The following is a 19,330-nucleotide window of genomic DNA, read 5'->3' on the forward strand; positions in this document are numbered from 1 at the left end:
CTGACCCCATGCCGAACTCAGAAGTGAAACGCCGTAGCGCCGATGGTAGTGTGGGGTCTCCCCATGCGAGAGTAGGGAACTGCCAGGCATCAAATAAGTGGAAAGCCCTGTACTGACGTACAGGGCTTTTTGCTATGTGGAATTTGGGGTTTTTTGTTCGATGTTTGTCCGAAAATCGTAATTGTTTACTCATTTAACGCCTGTTTCTTATCGCGACCTTCGCCTCATTTCCCGTTCTTTATAACCAGATCCTCTAAATTAATAACTGAAGCTGAAACATTTTCACTTACCACTTGCACGCTCGACATCTTAAACAAAACCCGTTATCTTCGGCTATCTAGAAGTCTAAACGTATAAATGGATGCAGTGAGGAAGTTGTTATGCCGATCCGGGTTCCAGATGAACTACCAGCCGTGAATTTCCTGCGCAATGAGAACGTCTTTGTCATGACGTCATCACGTGCGAAAACCCAGGAGATCCGTCCTCTTAAGGTGCTGGTTCTCAACCTGATGCCGAAAAAAATTGAGACCGAAAATCAGTTTTTACGGCTGCTTTCAAACTCTCCTCTTCAGATTGATGTACAGCTGCTGCGCATCGATAGCCGTGAGTCTAAAAACACCCCCGCAGAGCATCTGAACAACTTCTATTGCGACTTTGAAGACATTCAACATGACAACTATGACGGTCTGATCGTCACCGGTGCGCCTCTGGGATTGGTCGACTTTTGCGATGTGGCCTACTGGCCGGAAATTGAGCGTGTCATTCACTGGGCGAAAGAGCATGTAACATCGACGCTGTTTGTCTGCTGGGCGGTTCAGGCTGCACTGAATGTACTTTACGGTCTGCCTAAAATGACGCGTGAAGCCAAGCTCTCAGGGGTGTACCCTCATCAGACGCTGCAACCTCTGGCGTTACTGACCCGCGGTTTTGATGAAAGCTTCCTCGCTCCGCATTCTCGTTATGCAGATTTCCCCGCTGATGTGCTTCGCCAGCATACGGATCTGGATATATTCGCGGAATCTGAAGAGGCGGGAGCGTATCTCTTTGCGACGAAAGATAAGCGTATGGCCTTCGTGACGGGACATCCTGAATACGATGCAGGAACGCTGGCCGGAGAGTATCTGCGCGACGTCTCAGCGGGCTTATCTCCGGAAATGCCTTACAACTACTTCCCGCAGGATAACGCCGAGTTGTCACCGAAGGCGACCTGGCGGAGTCACGGTCACCTGTTGTTCACTAACTGGTTGAATTATTACGTTTATCAGATCACGCCGTTTGATCTGCGCCAGATGAATCCAACCCTCGAGTAATCCCCTTTTCACGTTTTCAGCAGACGATCTTGCCGGTCGTCTGTTCATCCTCTTTTTATCCCTGTGACCCTTTTCTCAGATCTCTTTCTGTTCTTCGTACTCTTATCTCGTTCGAAATTCATTACCATTTTATGAAAAAATAATTTACGCATATCTCATTGATTAAAAATAAGTCTTTTTATATTTGAAAATAAAATGGAAATCGTTTTTGATTTTATGAAATTCATGATTACGCTTAAATCTATCGGGCAATAAATGACCAGAGGAAAATTGCCTCAGAAATATGAGTGCATCTCCGGTGTATTTTCAACCGTAACAGCGTCTGTTCAGTGAAGCGGTCTGGCAGATTAAGCAGATAAATCAGGAGAAAAGCGATGTCAGAGCAAATTACACGCAGTCAGCTTGGCTTTACGCGTCGTTTTGGCGAGAACGAAGCGCAAATTCTGACCGAAGAGGCCGTGGAGTTTTTGTCCGAGCTGGTCGTGCATTTTACCCCACAGCGTAACCGCTTACTGGCTGACCGTATTGCCGTGCAGCAGAACATAGATCAAGGTACATTGCCTGATTTTATTTCGGAAACTACTTCCATTAAAAATTCAGACTGGAAAATACTCGGGATCCCGGCTGATTTACTGGACCGCCGCGTAGAGATCACCGGTCCTGTTGAACGCAAGATGGTAATCAATGCGCTCAATGCCAATGTGAAAGTTTTTATGGCGGATTTTGAGGATTCTCTGGCTCCGGACTGGCAGAAAGTCATCGAAGGGCAAATCAACTTACGCGACGCGGTGAACGGGACGATCAGCTACACCAATGAATCCGGGAAAATTTATCAGCTCAAGCCCGATCCGGCCATCCTGATTTGCCGTGTCCGTGGGCTGCATTTACCCGAAAAGCATGTGACCTGGCAGGGCGAAGCTATTCCCGGTTCGCTGTTCGATTTTGCTTTGTATTTCTTCCACAACTACCGCGCTTTGCTGGCAAAAGGCAGTGGCCCTTATTTCTATCTGCCAAAAATGCAGTCTTATCATGAAGCTGAATGGTGGAGCGAGGTCTTCAGTTTTGCCGAAGACTATGCCGGATTATCTCGCGGTACGATTAAAGCGACGGTACTGATTGAAACCCTGCCTGCTGTTTTCCAGATGGATGAAATCCTTTATCACCTGCGGGATCATATCGTCGGCCTGAACTGTGGTCGCTGGGATTACATCTTCAGCTATATCAAAACATTGAAGAATCATGCTGACCGCGTATTACCCGATCGTCAGTCCGTGACCATGACTCAACCTTTCCTCAGTGCGTACTCGCGCCTGCTGATTAAAACTTGTCACCGCCGTGGCGCATTTGCGATGGGTGGCATGGCGGCCTTTATTCCCAGCAAAGACGTTAAGCGCAATGAATGGGTGCTGAACAAAGTCCGGACAGATAAAGAGCTGGAAGCGAATAACGGACATGATGGTACCTGGATCGCACACCCCGGGCTGGCTGACACCGTGCTTGAAGTATTTGACAAAGCGCTGGGCAACCGTTCAAACCAGCTGGATGTCTTGCGGGAAGAAGATGATGAAATTAACGCCGGACAATTGCTCGAACCTTGTTCCGGCGAACGCACCGAAGAAGGTATGCGCGCCAATATCCGCGTCGCAGTGCAATACATTGAGGCCTGGATTTCCGGTAATGGCTGCGTGCCGATTTACGGGCTGATGGAAGATGCCGCCACCGCTGAAATCTCCCGGACATCGATCTGGCAGTGGATCCACCATGGCAAGTCGTTAAATGACGGTCAACCCGTCACGAAACCGCTGTTCCGCCGCATGCTCAATGAGGAAATGCTGGTCATTCAGCAGGAGTTGGGCGAACAGCGTTTCAGCGCAGGCCGCTTCACACAAGCCGCGGCACTAATGGAAAAAATCACCACACAGGATGAGTTAATCGACTTCCTGACCCTGCCGGGCTATCAGCTGCTGGCCTGACTCTTCTTACCCTACATATAAAAAAGACCGGAGCATTTGCCATGAAAACGACCCGTACTCAGCAAATTCAGCAGCTTGAAGAAACCTGGAACCAGCCGCGCTGGAAAAATATCACGCGACCTTACACGGCGGCAGAGGTGATCAGCCTGCGTGGCTCAGTAAACCCTGAATGTACATTGGCTCAGCACGGCGCGGCACGTCTGTGGAATTTACTGCATGGCGGTTCGCGTAAAGGTTATGTGAATTGCCTCGGCGCGCTGACCGGCGGGCAGGCATTGCAGCAGGCGAAAGCCGGGATTGAAGCTATTTATCTTTCCGGCTGGCAGGTGGCTGCCGATGCTAATACGGCTTCCAGTATGTATCCGGATCAGTCGTTATATCCGGTGAATTCGGTGCCTGAAGTGGTGGCGCGGATTAACAATACTTTCCGCCGTGCGGATCAGATCCAGTGGGCGAATAACATTGAACCCGGTCAGCCCGGTTATACCGACTATTTTCTGCCGATTGTGGCCGATGCTGAAGCCGGTTTTGGTGGCGTACTCAATGCGTTTGAACTGATGAAATCCATGGTTGAATCCGGTGCTGCAGCCGTTCATTTTGAAGATCAGCTCGCTGCTGTTAAAAAGTGCGGGCATATGGGCGGAAAAGTTCTGGTGCCAACACAGGAAGCGGTACAGAAACTGGTTTCCGCGCGTCTTGCCGCCGATGTTCTCGGGGTGCCGACGTTGCTGGTGGCGCGCACCGATGCAGATGCCGCAGATTTACTGACATCCGATTGTGACCCGTATGACAGCCAGTTTATTACCGGCGAAAGAACGCATGAAGGTTTCTACAGAACGCATGCGGGTATTGAACAGGCTATCAGCCGGGGGCTGGCTTATGCGCCATACGCTGACGTGGTGTGGTGTGAAACATCTACGCCAGATTTGAAACTGGCTCAGCGTTTTGCCGAAGCTATCCACGCCAAATTCCCAGGCAAACTGCTGGCCTACAACTGTTCGCCATCGTTTAACTGGAAGAAGAATCTCGACGATAAAACCATCGCCAGTTTCCAGGATCAGCTGGCCGCGATGGGCTATCAGTACCAGTTCATCACGCTGGCGGGCATTCACAGCATGTGGTTTAACATGTTCGATCTGGCTCATGCCTACGCCCAGGGCGAAGGGATGAAGCACTATGTCGACAAAGTGCAGGAACCTGAATTCGCTGCCATCAGCCGTGGCTACACTTTCGCTTCCCATCAGCAGGAAGTCGGAACGGGCTATTTCGACAAGGTCACCACCATCATTCAGGGCGGACGCTCCTCGGTTACCGCGCTGACCGGTTCCACCGAAGAGCAGCAATTCTCCTCCACATCACACTGATTATCTCCTGGCCCGGCGAAATCCGGGCCTTTTCTCTTTTGGAGCCGTCACTATGCGTATAGAACTGTTGATTGCGCAGACTATTTTGCAGGGATTCGACGCACAGTACGGCCGTTTTCTCGAGGTGACATCGGGGGCGCAGCAACGTTTTGAAAATGCCAACTGGCCAGCGGTACAGGCGGCGATGAAGCAACGTATTCATTTGTATGATCACCATGTCGGACTGGTGGTTGCCCAGCTTAAATGCATCACCGGTCAGCACTTTTATGATGCCGCATTCCTGATCCGCATAAAGGAATGTTACTCCGAATTACTGCCTGATTATCCCCGGGCTGAAATAGCCGAAAGCTTTTTTAATTCAGTCTATTGCCGGATCTTCAAACATCGTGATCTGACGGCAGATAAGCTTTTTATTTTCAGCGAGCAGCCTGCCAGGAAACCACAGAATTGTTCCCGTCCCTTGTCACGTGAGTATCCGGTGCAGGGCAATCTGATAGCCGCATTATCAAAGGTGCTTGATGACCTGCCGGTGCGTTTACCGTGGGAAGAGGCGAAGCGCGATGTTGATTATATTGCTACGGCATTGCAGCAACGCTTTTCCGCTGAGTGGCTGGCGGATGCTGATATTGAGATCGCCACAGAGCTTTTTTATCGCAATAAGGCCGCGTGGATTATCGGGAAAATCAGGGCAGGGTCGCAGATATTCCCGCTGCTGTTGCCGGTACATCTCAATCATCAGAATCAGTTGTTTGTGGATACCTGTCTTACTGAAGGTAATGATGCCAGCATCGTTTTCGGTTTTGCGCGCTCTTATTTCATGGTGTACGCCCCACAACCCGGCGCGCTGGTTGAATGGTTGCGTGAGATATTACCGGCGAAAACCACTGCTGAACTTTACAGCGCCATCGGCTGCCAGAAGCATGCAAAAACTGAGTGTTACCGCGAGCACTTACGCTTTATGGCGCAGACCGACGAGTCTTTTATTATTGCGCCGGGTGTCAAAGGCATGGTTATGCTGGTCTTTACTTTGCCCGGCAGTGACCGGGTATTCAAAGTCATCAAAGACAATTTTGCACCACAGAAAGAAGTCACCGAAGTACAGGTCATGGCCTGCTATCAGTTAGTGAAAGAGCATGACCGCGTAGGGCGGATGGCCGATACGCAGGAGTTCGAACATTTTGTTCTGCCGAAGAAAAATATTAGTCCTGAGCTGATGACTGAATTACACCGAGAAGTGCCAGCTAAAATTGAAGATCTGGGTGACAGCATTGCGCTTCGTCATCTGTATATTGAACGGCGTATGACGCCGCTGAATTTATATCTGGAGCAGGCCAGTGATGCGCAGCTTCATGATGTGATAGAGGAATATGGCAATGCAATCAAACAACTGGCTGCGGCAAATATCTTTCCCGGCGATATGTTGTTTAAGAATTTTGGCGTGACCCGCCATGGTCGTGTGGTGTTTTATGACTACGACGAAATCTGCTACATGACCGAAGTGAATTTCCGCGACATTCCCGCACCACGTTATCCTGAAGATGAACTGGCCAGCGAACCCTGGTACAGCATTGCGCCCGGTGATGTTTTCCCGGAAGAATTCCGGCATTTCCTGTGCAGTGACAAGCGTCTTGGCCAGATTTTTGAGTCGCTGCACGACGACCTGTTCAGCGCCGGTTACTGGCGCGGTTTACAGCAGCGTATCAACGAAGGGCATGTGGAAGATGTGTTTGCTTATCGCCGTTCTCAGCGCTTTAGCCGCCGCTAAAGCGCGTAATCGTCCCGCCATATTTCGGCGGGATTTCAGCGGCATGTCAGTGTTTCCCGCCGCCGTACGCCTGCGTAATTTCTTTCGCCGCATGGATCACCAGAGCACCCAGCTCCGTCACCCGGTCATCAGTGATGCGCGAAATCGGGCCAGAGATGGAAATCGCCGCATACGCATCATTATGTTCGTCGTAAATGCAGGTCGCCACACAGCGCAGGCCAAGTGCATGCTCTTCATCATCAAAGGCATAGCCGCGTTTACGTGTGTCCGCCAGCTCCTGCTTCAGGTTCGCCGGAGAGGTTTTTGTCAGCGGCGTATAGCTGTGCAGGCCAATCTTATGCAGCAGTTTTGCCAGGCGTTCTTCCGGTAATGTCGAAAGAAAGGCTTTACCGGCACCTGACGCATGCATTGGTAATTTGCCGCCAATCGGCGCGGACATTCTCATCAGCGCATTGCATTGCACCTGATCGATAATGATCGCCTGATAATCACTGTGATCCAGTACCGCCAGATTCACCGTTTCGCCGGATTCCTCCATCAGGCGACGCAACATCGGGTGCACCATCGCCAGTAAATTCCGGCTTTGCAGGAAACTGCTTCCCACAACAAAAGCGTGCGATCCTATGGTCCACAAACCCAGATCGCCGACCTGACGGACAAAACCTTGTTGCTGCATCGTGGTCAGCAGGCGATGGGTGGTGGAATTCGGCAATCCTGCCTGCTGAGCAAGATCTGTCAGCGCTACACTGCCTTGCGCTTCAGCGATATATTCCAGCAACTTAAGGCCACGTGTCAGGGACTGCACCTGCCCGGTCGCGGCGCTGCTTGTTGCCGTCGCGGCTTTGGTTTTCTTAGCACGTTTGGCCGGAGCCGATACGGACGTTGCCATGAGCCTGTTCCTTGTAAGATGCGCCAAATGCTGGCGAAGAAAAATCATTTTTGGAATTGGTTTTCGTTTTTACAGTATGGATCGCAACCAGCCTTTGCGCTCATCCGATGTGTTGCACTGCATTTGCGGGATGCCTTCCTGAATTGAAAAAGTCTCACGTCGGCGCGGGCTTTTGGTCGGGGAAGGTATGCTAGGATGTTGACCATAATTTCCGGCGCATGAATGCACAATTTGCCGGGTGTGAGTGACGGGTGATGAGGTGAAAGTGACTAATCGAGTTGAGGCGCTACATAAGCAACTGGCACAGCGCATTTTGGTTCTGGACGGTGGCATGGGCACCATGATCCAAAGCTACCGTCTGGAAGAAGAAGATTACCGTGGCGAACGTTTTGCTGACTGGGAAAGCGATCTTAAAGGCAATAACGATCTTCTGGTCTTGTCTAAACCTGAAGTGATCGTCGAGATCCATAACGGTTATCTGGCTGCTGGCGCCGATATTCTCGAAACCAACACTTTTAACTCCACCACGATTGCGATGGCTGACTACCATATGGAATCGCTGTCGGCTGAAATTAACTATGAGGCAGCCCGGCTGGCGCGTCAGTGCGCCGATGAGTGGACCGCCCGCACACCGGATAAACCACGTTACGTCGCCGGTGTGTTAGGCCCGACTAACCGTACGGCGTCGATTTCCCCTGACGTCAACGATCCCGCTTTCCGTAATGTGTCTTTCGATCAACTTGTCCAGGCCTATCGCGAATCGACCCGTGCGCTGATTGAAGGCGGCGCAGATCTGATCATGATCGAAACCATTTTTGACACACTCAACGCCAAAGCCGCCACATTCGCGGTTGAAAGCGAGTTTGAAGCGATGGGCATTGTATTGCCTGTGATGGTTTCCGGCACTATCACTGACGCTTCCGGCCGTACGCTATCAGGCCAGACGACAGAAGCTTTTTACAACTCACTGCGCCACGTTAAACCGCTCACTTTCGGTCTGAACTGCGCTCTGGGTCCTGATGAATTACGTCAGTATGTTGCTGAACTATCACGCATTGCAGAATGTTATGTCACGGCTCACCCGAACGCCGGTTTGCCGAACGCTTTCGGTGAATACGATCTGGAAGCCAAAGAGATGGCGGAGCACATTGCCGAATGGGCGCGCTCTGGCTTCCTGAACATCGTCGGTGGCTGTTGTGGTACCACGCCTGCACATATTGCGGCGATGGTGAAAGCTGTCGAGGGCGTACCGCCACGTGCGTTGCCGGTTATCCCGGTTGCCTGCCGTCTTGCAGGGCTGGAACCACTGACTATTGATCCGCAGACGCTGTTTGTGAACGTCGGTGAACGCACCAACGTCACCGGTTCCGCCAGATTTAAACGGCTGATAAAAGAAGAAAAGTATTCGGAAGCGCTGGCCGTGGCTCGTCAGCAGGTGGAAAGTGGCGCCCAAATTATCGACATCAACATGGATGAAGGGATGCTCGACGCCGAAGCGGCGATGGTGCGTTTTCTCAACCTGATTGCCGGTGAACCGGATATTGCACGCGTGCCGATCATGATCGACTCGTCCAAATGGGACGTCATTGAAAAAGGCCTGAAATGCATTCAGGGCAAAGGGATTGTTAACTCCATTTCCATGAAAGAGGGTGAAGAAGCCTTCCTGCATCACGCCCGCATGGTGCGCCGCTATGGTGCCGCCGTAGTTGTTATGGCCTTTGATGAAACCGGACAGGCGGATACCCGCGCCCGCAAAATTGAAATATGCCGCCGTGCCTACAAATTACTGACTGAAAAAGTCGGTTTCCCGCCGGAAGACATCATTTTTGACCCGAACATTTTCGCGGTCGCCACCGGCATTGAAGAGCACAACAACTACGCTGTCGATTTCATCGAAGCTTGCGCCGATATCAAAACACAATTGCCGCACGCACTGATTTCCGGCGGTGTTTCCAACGTTTCTTTCTCGTTCCGGGGTAATGAACCGGTGCGCGAAGCTATTCACGCCGTTTTCCTGTATCACGCTATCCGCAACGGTATGGATATGGGCATCGTCAACGCCGGGCAGCTGGCGATTTATGATGATTTACCTGCTGAACTGCGCGACGCCGTTGAAGACGTGATCCTCAACCGCCGCGACGATGGTACTGAGCGACTGCTTGAACTTGCCGAAAAATACCGTGGCAGCAAGGACGATGGCGAAGCCAACAAACAGCAGGCGGAATGGCGCAGCTGGGAAGTCAAAAAACGCCTTGAATACTCGCTGGTGAAAGGCATTACCGAATTTATCGAACTGGATACCGAAGAGTGTCGCCAGCTCGCTGCGCGGCCTATTGAAGTGATCGAAGGTCCGCTGATGGACGGCATGAACGTTGTCGGTGACCTGTTTGGTGCCGGTAAAATGTTCCTGCCGCAGGTGGTGAAGTCTGCGCGCGTAATGAAGCAGGCCGTGGCCTATCTGGAGCCGTACATCGAAGCGAGTAAGGAGAAGGGCCAGACCAACGGCAAAATCCTGCTTGCGACAGTAAAAGGCGACGTACATGACATCGGCAAAAACATCGTTGGCGTGGTACTGCAATGCAATAACTACGAGATTATCGATCTCGGCGTGATGGTGCCCACCGACAAAATCCTGAAAACGGCCATTGAAGAAAATGTCGATATCATCGGGCTTTCGGGGCTGATCACGCCGTCGCTGGATGAAATGGTTAACGTGGCGAAAGAGATGGAGCGCCGCGGTTTCACCATGCCGTTGCTGATTGGCGGCGCGACCACCTCAAAAGCGCACACCGCGGTTAAAATCGAACAAAACTACAGTGGCGCGACCTGTTATGTGCAAAATGCCTCGCGTTCTGTCGGCGTGGTGTCGGCCTTGCTGTCAAAAGATCAGCGTGACGCGTTTATCGAACGTACGCGCAAAGAGTACGACACCGTGCGTATCCAGCATGCACGTAAAAAACCCCGCACACCGCCAGTCAGCCTTGAGGTCGCCCGCGATAACGCGATGACCATCGACTGGGACAATTACACGCCGCCTGTCGCTCACCGGCTGGGCATTCAGAAAGTAGAAGCCAGCATCGAAACGCTGCGCAACTACATCGACTGGACGCCGTTCTTCATGACCTGGTCGCTGGCCGGTAAATACCCGCGCATTCTTGAAGATGAAGTGGTCGGCGAGGAAGCGAAGCGCCTGTTCAAAGATGCCAATGACCTCCTGGATAAACTCTCCACAGAGAAATTGCTTAATCCGCGTGGTGTCGTCGGCTTGTTCCCGGCAAACCGCAAGGGCGATGACATTGAAATCTATAGCGATGAACGTCGTGAAGACGTGCTGGTCGTCAGCCATCATTTACGTCAGCAAACGGAAAAAACCGACTTCGCCAACTACTGTCTGGCGGATTTTGTTGCGCCGAAATCCAGCGGCAAGAAAGATTACATGGGCGCGTTTGCCGTCACCGGCGGGCTGGAAGAAGACGCGCTGGCTGAGGCGTATGACAAGCAGCATGATGATTACAATAAAATCATGATTAAAGCGCTGGCAGACCGTCTGGCAGAAGCGTTCGCAGAATACCTGCATGAAAAAGTGCGCAAGGTTTACTGGGGCTTTGCGCCGACAGAAAATCTGAGCAATGAAGAACTGATCCGCGAGAATTATCAGGGCATCCGTCCGGCTCCGGGTTATCCGGCCTGTCCTGAACACACTGAAAAAGGTCAAATCTGGAAACTGCTGGATGTCGAAGCCAACACCGGTATGCAACTGACCGAATCCTTCGCCATGTGGCCGGGCGCGGCGGTATCTGGCTGGTATTTCAGTCACCCAGACAGCAAATATTTCGCCGTGGCGCAGATTCAGCGTGATCAGGTGGAAGATTATGCGGCGCGTAAAAAAATGCCTGTCGCCGAAGTCGAACGCTGGCTGGCGCCGAACTTAGGTTACGACGCCGACTGATCCTGAATACTTCCGCGCTCTGGAGGTGAAAACAGGCAGAAGAGTAAAGCGTCCGCGCCATGGATGGCGCGGTTCGAGCCATCAGGGATGATTTTACGGCGTCTTTACGATCTGCCTGTTTTCACTGATTCTGACATTCATCCTCAGCCCTCGTCCGGTTCCACCTGCTATTTCTCTGTTTCTTTAAATCAGTTCACTTCCACATCAATGTGCAGCGCGTCATAGCGCCAGTATTCAAGATCGCAGTCGATAACCCGGTCGTGCTGGTCGCGGTTAATACGCGTAATAAACAGCGCCGGACTGCCGGAAGCAACTTTCAGCGCATGTGACGCTTGTTCAGGCAGCAATGTCGGCACCATGTCGAAACGCACGCGTCCATAGTGGATGTCATAGCGGGATGCGTACAAATCAGTCAGCGATGTCGTGAGATCCGCGTCAAGAATGCCCTGAAAATACAGAGGATTAAGATAGTGCTCGACGTACAAAACCGGGCGTTTATCGATATAACGCAGCCGGCGGATACATATCACCTCACTCTCAGACGGTAACAGTAACTTCTGGCAGACAGTCTCACTGGCAACGCAGTGCTTCGCATCGATCACTTCGGTCTGCGCGCTACGTCCCTGATCTTTCGCCATCGCGTGAAAGTGACTTCTTTGCAACGGGTTGTAAACAATGCGGGGCGGTGACACAAACCAGCCACGGCGCACTTCCCGGTAGATCAGCCCCTGTGCCTCAAGCTGGCTTAATGCTTCCCGTATTGTGATACGGGTTGTGGAAAATTGTTCACTTAACGCCCGCTCAGAAGGCAGCCTTCCCTCGGCAGAAAATGCCCCGGCCGCAATACTTTCGCTCAATGCCTTGCAGATAACGGCAAGGGTGGTCTGCGATTCACTCATCGGTCAGCAAGCCTCATTTCAGTGCATTTTTGCACCAATCCGACTCTTTATCGCGTAAATAATGTGCGCGTGTTAACAGCGATAAGCTTAAAACTGCTGCTTTTTCACGCTGACATATAATTATCACAATTGAGCGTTAGATTGGCTTGGTTCTTGCTGGACTAGACCAGCACTTCACACACTACCATCCGGAGCATCCGTTATGAAACAGTTGTTCGCTTCTGTGTTAACCAGCGCGCTTGTCCTCTCCTCCTCATCGGTATTTGCCGCTGAGCCTCCTGCTGAACTCCTGAAAGCGGCGCAAGCCGAAGGAACCGTAAACAGCGTCGGTATGCCTGATGACTGGGCGAACTGGAAAGCCACCTGGAGTGATCTGAATACCAAATATGGCCTGAAACACAGCGATACCGACATGAGCTCCGCGCAGGAAATTGCGAAATTCCTGGCGGAAAAAGACAATGCCAGCGCTGATATCGGTGATGTGGGGGCGGCCTTTGGTCCGGTTGCTGTTTCAAAAGGTGTGACTCAACCTTATAAACCTACCACCTGGGATCAGGTGCCAGACTGGGCGAAAGATAAAGACGGTATGTGGGCACTTGCTTACACCGGCACCATTGCTTTTATCATTGATAAATCTCAGGTCAAAGATGAGCCTCACAGCTGGGCTGATCTGCTGAACAGCAAATACAAAGTGACCATCGGTGATGTGAGCACGGCAGCGCAGGCCGCGAACGGCGTGCTGGCGGCAACGTACGCGATGGGCGGCAATGAAAAGGATCTGAAACCAGGTCTGGAATATTTCGGCAAACTGGCGAAAGCAGGGCGTCTTAGCCTGACTAACCCGGTCATTGCTTCTCTGGAAAAAGGTGAAGTGCAGGTCGGCGTGGTCTGGGATTTCAATGGTCTGAGCTATCGCGACAAAATCGACAAAACCCGCTTCGACGTAGTGATCCCATCTGATGGCAGCATCACTTCCGGCTATACCACCATTATCAACAAATTCGCCAGGCACCCGAATGCCGCCAAACTGGCGCGTGAATACATCTTCTCTGATGCAGGTCAGATCAACTTAGCGCAGGGTTATGCCCGTCCAATCCGTGCTGATCACATCACGCTGCCCGACGATGCCAAAGCCAAACTGCTGCCTTCCAGCGAATACAAAAATGCTCACCCGATTGCCGATCCGGCTGCCTGGGATAAGAGTGCCAAAACCTTGCCTCGTCTGTGGCAGGAAAACGTCATGATCAACATGCAGCAGTAATCCATTAAGCAAAAATAAGAAAAACCGGACAGCGAAAGCATTGGTTCAATGACAACACCTGTTTGAAACGAAAGGCATAAGTGTAATGAAGAGCATTCTGGTAGTACTCGACGGCCTGAATTATCAGGTCGGCAAAGACGCAATGGGTTATTTACAGGCTCAGTGTGCCGCAGGACGCGGCCGCTTGTATCAACTGGAATGCGAACTGCCATCGCTGTCCCGGCCGCTTTATGAATGCATCCTCACCGGCATTACGCCGGTGGTGAGTGGGATTGTGCATAACCACGTTGACCGGTTATCCACGCAACGCAGTATTTTCCATTATGCCCGCGACGCCGGTCTGACCTCGGCGGCTGCGGCTTATCATTGGGTCAGCGAACTGTATAACCGCACGCCGTTTGACCCGCCGCGTGACCGCCATACCAGCGATGAGTCGCTGACAATTCAGCATGGTCATTTTTATTACGATGACGGTTACCCCGATTCGCATTTGTTCGATGATGCAGAAAGCCTGCGCCGTCGGCATGACCCCGATTTTATGCTCATCCACCCGATGAATATTGATGATGCTGGCCACAAATTTGGCCTGTCGACGCCGCAATACCGCAACAAAGCACGGACGGCGGACGGCATACTTTCGCGCTATCTGGGCGACTGGCTGGATGCCGGTTATCAGGTGATGGTGACCGCCGATCACGGCATGAACGATGACCGCAGCCACGGTGGTATTTTGCCAGAAGAGCGACAGGTGCCGCTGTTCGTGTTCGGCAGTGCGTTCAGTTTCAAAGACGCCGCGCCGTTGCAAACTGAGCTGTGCGGAACAATTTGTCAGATCCTGAATATTGCCCACGACAAGCCACATTGCGCGGCATTACTGGCCTGAATCCTGTCACTTTTAGAGGATAACCGATGAAAGCTAAGTGGATTGCGGCGCTGTTCATGTTGCCATTTCTGGTGTTTTTCATCGCTTTTCAGCTGGCGCCGCTGGCCTGGATTGCGGTGAGCAGTTTTTACAGCGAAACCTATGAAGCCTGGGGGCTGGGCAATTACAGCGATATTCTGACGTCACCTTTTTATCTGCAGGCGATGCGCTTCTCGCTGGATATTTCCATCTGGTCGAGTTTGTACGGCTTACTTATTGCGTTAGTGGGCAGTTACTCACTTCGCCAGTTGGGTCCGACAAAACTTCACGATTTCGTGATGTCATTTACCAATATGACCAGCAACTTCGCGGGTGTACCGCTGGCGTTCGCCTTTGTGATTTTGCTCGGCCTGAATGGCTGCCTGACGCTGCTGCTGAGAAAATATGGCCTGATGGAACACTTCGACCTGTATTCGAAAGACGGGCTGATTGTTCTCTATACCTATTTCCAGATCCCGCTTGGTGTATTGCTGATGTATCCGGCATTCGATGCCCTGCGCGAAGACTGGCGCGAATCTGCAGCGTTGCTGGGTGCGGGGCGCTGGAGTTACTGGCGGTATATCGGCATTCCGGTGCTGTTCCCGGCGCTTCTGGGGACCTTTGTGATTTTGCTCGCCAATGCACTGGGCGCGTATGCCACGGTCTACGCGCTGACCACAGGCAACTTTAACGTGGTGCCTGTGCGTATTGCGGCGCTGGTGTCGGGAGATATTTCGCTCGATCCCAATATGGGCAGTGCGCTGGCGATGTTACTGGTGGTGCTGATGGCGTTTATCACGCTGATCCATCAGTGGTTATTGCGTAAAAGCTATCTCAGTCAGCGCAGCTGATTGCCTGAAAAAGGAACGTAAGATGTCGCGCTCTGAAGCGATTTACCACCGTGTGGTGATCTGGGTTTTACTGATTGTCCTGATGTTGCCGTTACTGGCGACGCTGGTGTATGCGCTGGTACTGGAATGGGGCGCCACCATTTTGCCGAGCGGCTTTACGCTGAAATGGCTGGTGGAACTGTGGAGCGATCCGCGATTCCTGATCGCACTCTGGCACTCGCTGCTGGTGTGTTTCGGCACGCTTTTCCTGTCGCTGGTGCTGATCCTGCCACTGATGTTTGTGATTGCTTACTATTTCCCGAAGCTCGACGCGCTGATGAATATCCTTATCCTGCTGCCGTTTGCCGTGCCGCCGGTGGTGTCTTCCGTGGGGCTGATGCAGCTCTATTCCGCTGAGCCGCTGGCGCTGACCGGTACGCCGTGGATCCTGATTGGCTGTTACTTCACCATCGCGTTGCCGTTTATTTATCGCGCCATTTCTAACAACATGCAGGCCATCAATCTTCGTGACCTGATGGATGCGGCGCACCTGCTCGGTGCCAGCACCTGGAAAGCCGCGGTGCTGGTGGTATTACCGAACTTACGCAAGGGCGGAATGATTGCCGTGCTGCTGTCGTTCTCATTCCTTATCGGGGAATTCGTATTCGCCAACCTGCTGGCGGGCAGCCGTTATGAAACGGTGCAGGTTTATCTCTATAACATGCGCAATGGCAGTGGCCATTTCACCAGCGCATTGGTTATCTCCTATTTCATGGTCGTCCTGATTTTCACCTGGGTGGCGAACATGCTGAACAAAGGAAAGAGCTGATTATGTCGTATTTGCAGGTCACTCAACTCAACAAGTCTTACGGCCCGACACAGATTTTCAACAACATTGATTTCTCGGCAGAAGAAGGCGAATTCGTCACGCTGCTGGGGCCGAGCGGCTGCGGGAAATCCACGCTGCTGCGCTGTCTGGCCGGGCTGACATCGGTCGACAGTGGAAAGATTCTGATCCAGGGGCAGGATATCGTGCCGTTGCCACCACAACAGCGCGGGATCGGGATGGTCTTCCAGAGCTACGCGCTTTTCCCGAATATGACGGTGGAAGCCAACGTCGCGTTTGGTCTGAAGATGCAGAAGATACCGGCTTCCGAACTGCATCGCCGCGTGGGCGAAGTGCTGGAACTGGTGGAAATGAACGATTACGCCAAACGTTATCCGCATCAGCTTTCCGGCGGTCAGTGTCAGCGTGTGGCGCTGGCGCGCTCGCTGGTGACTCAGCCGCGTCTGCTTCTGCTCGACGAACCCCTTTCCGCGCTCGATGCCCGTATCCGTAAGCATCTGCGTGAGCAAATCCGCCGCATTCAGCGCGAAATGAACCTGACGGCGATTTTCGTTACTCACGATCAGGAAGAAGCACTGACCATGTCAGACCGGATTGTGCTGATGAACAAAGGACAAATCGTCCAAAATGCCGATGCCGAAACCCTGTATACTGAGCCTGTGGATGCGTTTGCCGCGGGCTTTATCGGCAGCTACAACCTGCTGAGCCCTGAACAGGCGATGGCGCTGACCGGCATTACTTACACGGGCCGCGTTGCCATTCGTCCGGAGTCGGTGACGATATGCGAGCTGATTGAAGGCATTCCGGCTAAAGTTCTCAGCCACAGCCTGCTTGGTAATGTGGTGCGTTATCGTGTTATAGCGCACGGAGTCGAGCTTTCTGTGGATGTGTTAAACCGTTCTGTGGCCTCACTTCGCGCCGATGGCAGCGATATTGGTCTACAGTTAGATCTTGTTACGTTACGGGAAGTTGCATGAAACTGGCGCTGTTTGATCTCGATGAAACCCTGATTAGCGGCGACTGTTCAAGCCTCTGGTCTGCCTATATGGTGGCGAATGGCTGGGTGGCAGATGAGCAGGCTTTCCTGCAACAGGATGCCGCGCTGATGCAACAATATGCCGTGGGTAAGATGGACATGCAGGAGTACATGCGCTGTACTTTGGTGCCACTTACCGGACGCAGCGAAAGTGACGTCGCGGCAATGGTCGCGGGTTATATTCAGGCTGTGATTGCACCGCGCATTTATGCGCAGGCGCGTGAGTGTCTGGCCGCTCACCGCGCACAGGGCGACCGGACGGTGATTATTTCCGCGTCCGGAGAGCATCTGGTGCGTCCGATTGCCCGTTACCTCGGTGTTGAGGAAACGCTGGCGATTGGTGTTGAAATAAAAGACGGGCGCTTTACCGGCGCCACGCAGGGGATGATGACCTATCGCGAAGGTAAAGTGTCGCGTTTGCTTGAACTCATCAATCAGGACGATTCCCTGCTGCAAAAAGCCAGTTTCTATTCGGATTCCCATAATGATCTGCCCTTACTGACCCGTGTGGGTCAGCCGGTGGCCGTGAATCCGGACGCCATCCTGCTCCAGCACGCCCGGCAGGCAGGATGGCCGGTCTATGCCTGGCGTTAATGGAGCTGTTCTTTCGTGTTAACCCTTTTGCATCTGTTGTCTGCTATTTCTTTACTCGTATGGGGTACGCACATCGTGCGTACCGGCATCATGCGTGTCTTTGGCGCCAATCTGCGCCGTGTTCTGAGTAACAGTGTCGAGAAAAAACCGCTGGCCTTTGTCGCCGGTATTGGTGTGACCGCACTGGTACAAAGCAGTAATGCGACGGCGCTGCTGGTGACGTCGTTTGTGTCTCAGGGGCTGGTTGCGCTGGCACCGGCGCTGGTGATTATTCTCGGCGCAGATGTCGGGACCGCCGTGATGGCGCGTATCCTGACGTTCGATCTGTCCTGGCTTTCCCCGCTGCTGATTTTCGTCGGTGTTGCTTTTTTCCTCAGCCGCAAGCAAACCCGCGCCGGACAAATGGGGCGTGTCTGTATCGGGCTGGGTCTGATTTTACTGGCGCTGGAACTGATTGTGGGCGCGGCAACGCCGATCATGCAGGCGTCCGGCGTAAAAGTACTGTTCTCATCCCTGACCGGTGATGTGCTGCTCGATGCCCTGACCGGCGCAGTCTTTGCCATCATCAGTTATTCCAGTCTGGCGGCGGTGTTGCTGACGGCAACGCTCGCCGCAACCGGCGTTATCTCACTGAAAGTGTCATTGTGTCTGGTGATTGGTGCCAACCTCGGCAGCGGGCTGCTGGCGATGATCAATGCCAGCAAAATGAACGCCGCAGGCCGACGTGTCGCGCTGGGCAGTACGCTGTTTAAACTGATTGGTTTAGTGATTGTGCTGCCGTTTGTCGGGCCACTTTCGACGCAGCTGGCGCGACTGGGCATTCCGGACGAAGAGCTGGTGATCTATTTTCACATGTTCTACAACCTGATCCGCTGTCTGGCGATGGTGCCACTGACCGCGCCGATGGCGAAGATTTGCCAGCTGATGATTGCCGATGTGCCGGAAGATGACCCGCGTTTGCGTCCGCGCCATCTGGACGTCAGCGCGATCGATACCCCGACGCTGGCGCTGGCTAATGCCGCGCGTGAAACGTTGCGTATGGGCGACGTGGTCGAGCATATGCTGATCCTCAACCGCGAAGTGATGCACGGCAAACTGGCGCAGGATCGCGAAGTCCGCCGTCTCGACGATGATGTGGATGTGCTCTACACCGCCATCAAGCTGTATCTGGCTCAAATCAATAAAGAAGGTCTGGGCGAAGATGATTCACGCCGCTGGGCTGAAATCATTGAAATGGCGCTGAACCTCGAACAGGCCGGTGACATTATCGAGCGCATGACCGGCGATATCACGGCCAAATCTCACGCCACGCGCCGGACATTCTCGCCGGAAGGGCTGGTGGAGCTGGATGCCTTACATGAAAAGTTGCAGGATAACCTGCGTCTGAGTCTGGGTGTTTTTCTGTCGAATGACCTGACCAGTGCGCGCCGTCTGCGCCGCTCTAAACACCGTTTCCGTATTCTTGACCGCCGTTATGCGCACGCTCACGTTGACCGTTTGCATCAGCATAACGTGCAAAGCATTGAAACCAGTTCGCTGCACCTCGGGTTGCTCGGCGATATGAAACGTCTGAACTCGCTGTTCTGTGCGGTGGCGTATAACGTGCTGGATCAGGACGAGCAGGAAGATGAACAGCGCGAACCGAATGACGATATGAAACGGGTTTAACATCATCGTTCGTTAAGAAAAAAAATGGTTCGTTAAGAAAACAA

The 19,330-nt window shown here is 52.7% G+C and carries 14 protein-coding genes and 1 rRNA gene; 13 read left to right on the top strand and 2 right to left on the bottom strand.

All coding sequences use genetic code 11. From position 1 onward, the window contains the following. The 5 genes from rrf to aceK form a co-directional block, all read left to right on the top strand. Positions 1-88 (top strand): 5S ribosomal RNA (rrf, locus tag EC840_RS16525); the annotation flags it as partial. Positions 89-380: 292 nt separating this feature from the next. Further along, entirely contained in the window at positions 381-1,310 is a 930-nt protein-coding gene (gene metA / locus EC840_RS16530) for a homoserine O-succinyltransferase (RefSeq protein WP_113876657.1), read from the top strand. Positions 1,311-1,684: 374 nt separating this feature from the next. Next, positions 1,685-3,283 carry a malate synthase A gene (aceB, locus tag EC840_RS16535; RefSeq protein WP_132966215.1) on the top strand — a complete coding sequence of 533 codons (1,599 nt, stop codon included), beginning with the start codon at positions 1,685-1,687 and terminating at the stop codon, positions 3,281-3,283. A 41-nt stretch (positions 3,284-3,324) separates the two neighbouring features. Next, positions 3,325-4,647: an isocitrate lyase gene (aceA, locus tag EC840_RS16540; protein ID WP_132966217.1), complete on the top strand. Its 1,323-nt coding sequence runs from the start codon at positions 3,325-3,327 to the stop codon at positions 4,645-4,647. A 52-nt stretch (positions 4,648-4,699) separates the two neighbouring features. Beyond that, positions 4,700-6,412: a bifunctional isocitrate dehydrogenase kinase/phosphatase gene (gene aceK / locus EC840_RS16545; protein ID WP_132966219.1), complete on the top strand. Its 1,713-nt coding sequence runs from the start codon at positions 4,700-4,702 to the stop codon at positions 6,410-6,412. Between the two features lie 46 nt (positions 6,413-6,458). Here aceK and iclR read toward each other — a convergent pair whose 3' ends face one another. Continuing rightward, entirely contained in the window at positions 6,459-7,301 is an 843-nt protein-coding gene (gene iclR, locus EC840_RS16550) for a glyoxylate bypass operon transcriptional repressor IclR (RefSeq protein ID WP_112287093.1), read from the bottom strand. Positions 7,302-7,566: 265 nt separating this feature from the next. Here iclR and metH point away from each other — a divergent pair, with 265 nt between their 5' ends. Continuing rightward, entirely contained in the window at positions 7,567-11,250 is a 3,684-nt protein-coding gene (metH, locus tag EC840_RS16555) for a methionine synthase (protein ID WP_132966221.1), read from the top strand. Between the two features lie 188 nt (positions 11,251-11,438). Here metH and EC840_RS16560 read toward each other — a convergent pair whose 3' ends face one another. After that, entirely contained in the window at positions 11,439-12,149 is a 711-nt protein-coding gene (locus tag EC840_RS16560; protein ID WP_112287092.1) for a UTRA domain-containing protein, read from the bottom strand. Positions 12,150-12,351: 202 nt separating this feature from the next. Here EC840_RS16560 and EC840_RS16565 point away from each other — a divergent pair, with 202 nt between their 5' ends. The 7 genes from EC840_RS16565 to EC840_RS16595 all read left to right on the top strand — a co-directional run bounded on the left by EC840_RS16565 (position 12,352) and on the right by EC840_RS16595 (position 19,286). Beyond that, the gene (locus EC840_RS16565; protein ID WP_112287091.1) at positions 12,352-13,410 is read left to right on the top strand and encodes an ABC transporter substrate-binding protein; all 1,059 of its coding nucleotides are present in this window, start codon (positions 12,352-12,354) and stop codon (positions 13,408-13,410) included. 85 nt (positions 13,411-13,495) lie between these two features. Next, a complete protein-coding gene (locus EC840_RS16570; RefSeq protein ID WP_132966223.1) occupies positions 13,496-14,293 on the top strand; it encodes an alkaline phosphatase family protein in 798 nt (265 codons plus the stop codon). Positions 14,294-14,319: 26 nt separating this feature from the next. Beyond that, entirely contained in the window at positions 14,320-15,162 is an 843-nt protein-coding gene (locus tag EC840_RS16575) for an ABC transporter permease subunit (protein ID WP_112287089.1), read from the top strand. Between the two features lie 22 nt (positions 15,163-15,184). Continuing rightward, positions 15,185-15,970 (top strand): ABC transporter permease, encoded by a 786-nt coding sequence (locus tag EC840_RS16580; RefSeq protein ID WP_132966225.1) that lies wholly within the window; start codon positions 15,185-15,187, stop codon positions 15,968-15,970. A 2-nt stretch (positions 15,971-15,972) separates the two neighbouring features. Beyond that, positions 15,973-16,965 carry an ABC transporter ATP-binding protein gene (locus EC840_RS16585; protein WP_112287087.1) on the top strand — a complete coding sequence of 331 codons (993 nt, stop codon included), beginning with the start codon at positions 15,973-15,975 and terminating at the stop codon, positions 16,963-16,965. Next, on the top strand, positions 16,962-17,618 hold the full coding sequence (locus tag EC840_RS16590; protein ID WP_132966227.1) for an HAD family hydrolase: 657 nt from the start codon (positions 16,962-16,964) through the stop codon (positions 17,616-17,618). The genes EC840_RS16585 and EC840_RS16590 overlap by 4 nt, the downstream gene beginning before the upstream one ends. Positions 17,619-17,633: 15 nt before the next feature. Continuing rightward, complete coding sequence (locus tag EC840_RS16595; RefSeq protein ID WP_132966229.1) at positions 17,634-19,286, top strand: Na/Pi cotransporter family protein; 1,653 nt, start codon at positions 17,634-17,636, stop codon at positions 19,284-19,286. The last annotated feature ends 44 nt before the right edge of the window (positions 19,287-19,330 follow it).

It is taken from the genome of Rahnella sp. JUb53 (assembly GCF_004346065.1).
In the GTDB taxonomy this organism is placed as follows: Bacteria; Pseudomonadota; Gammaproteobacteria; order Enterobacterales; family Enterobacteriaceae; genus Rahnella; species Rahnella variigena.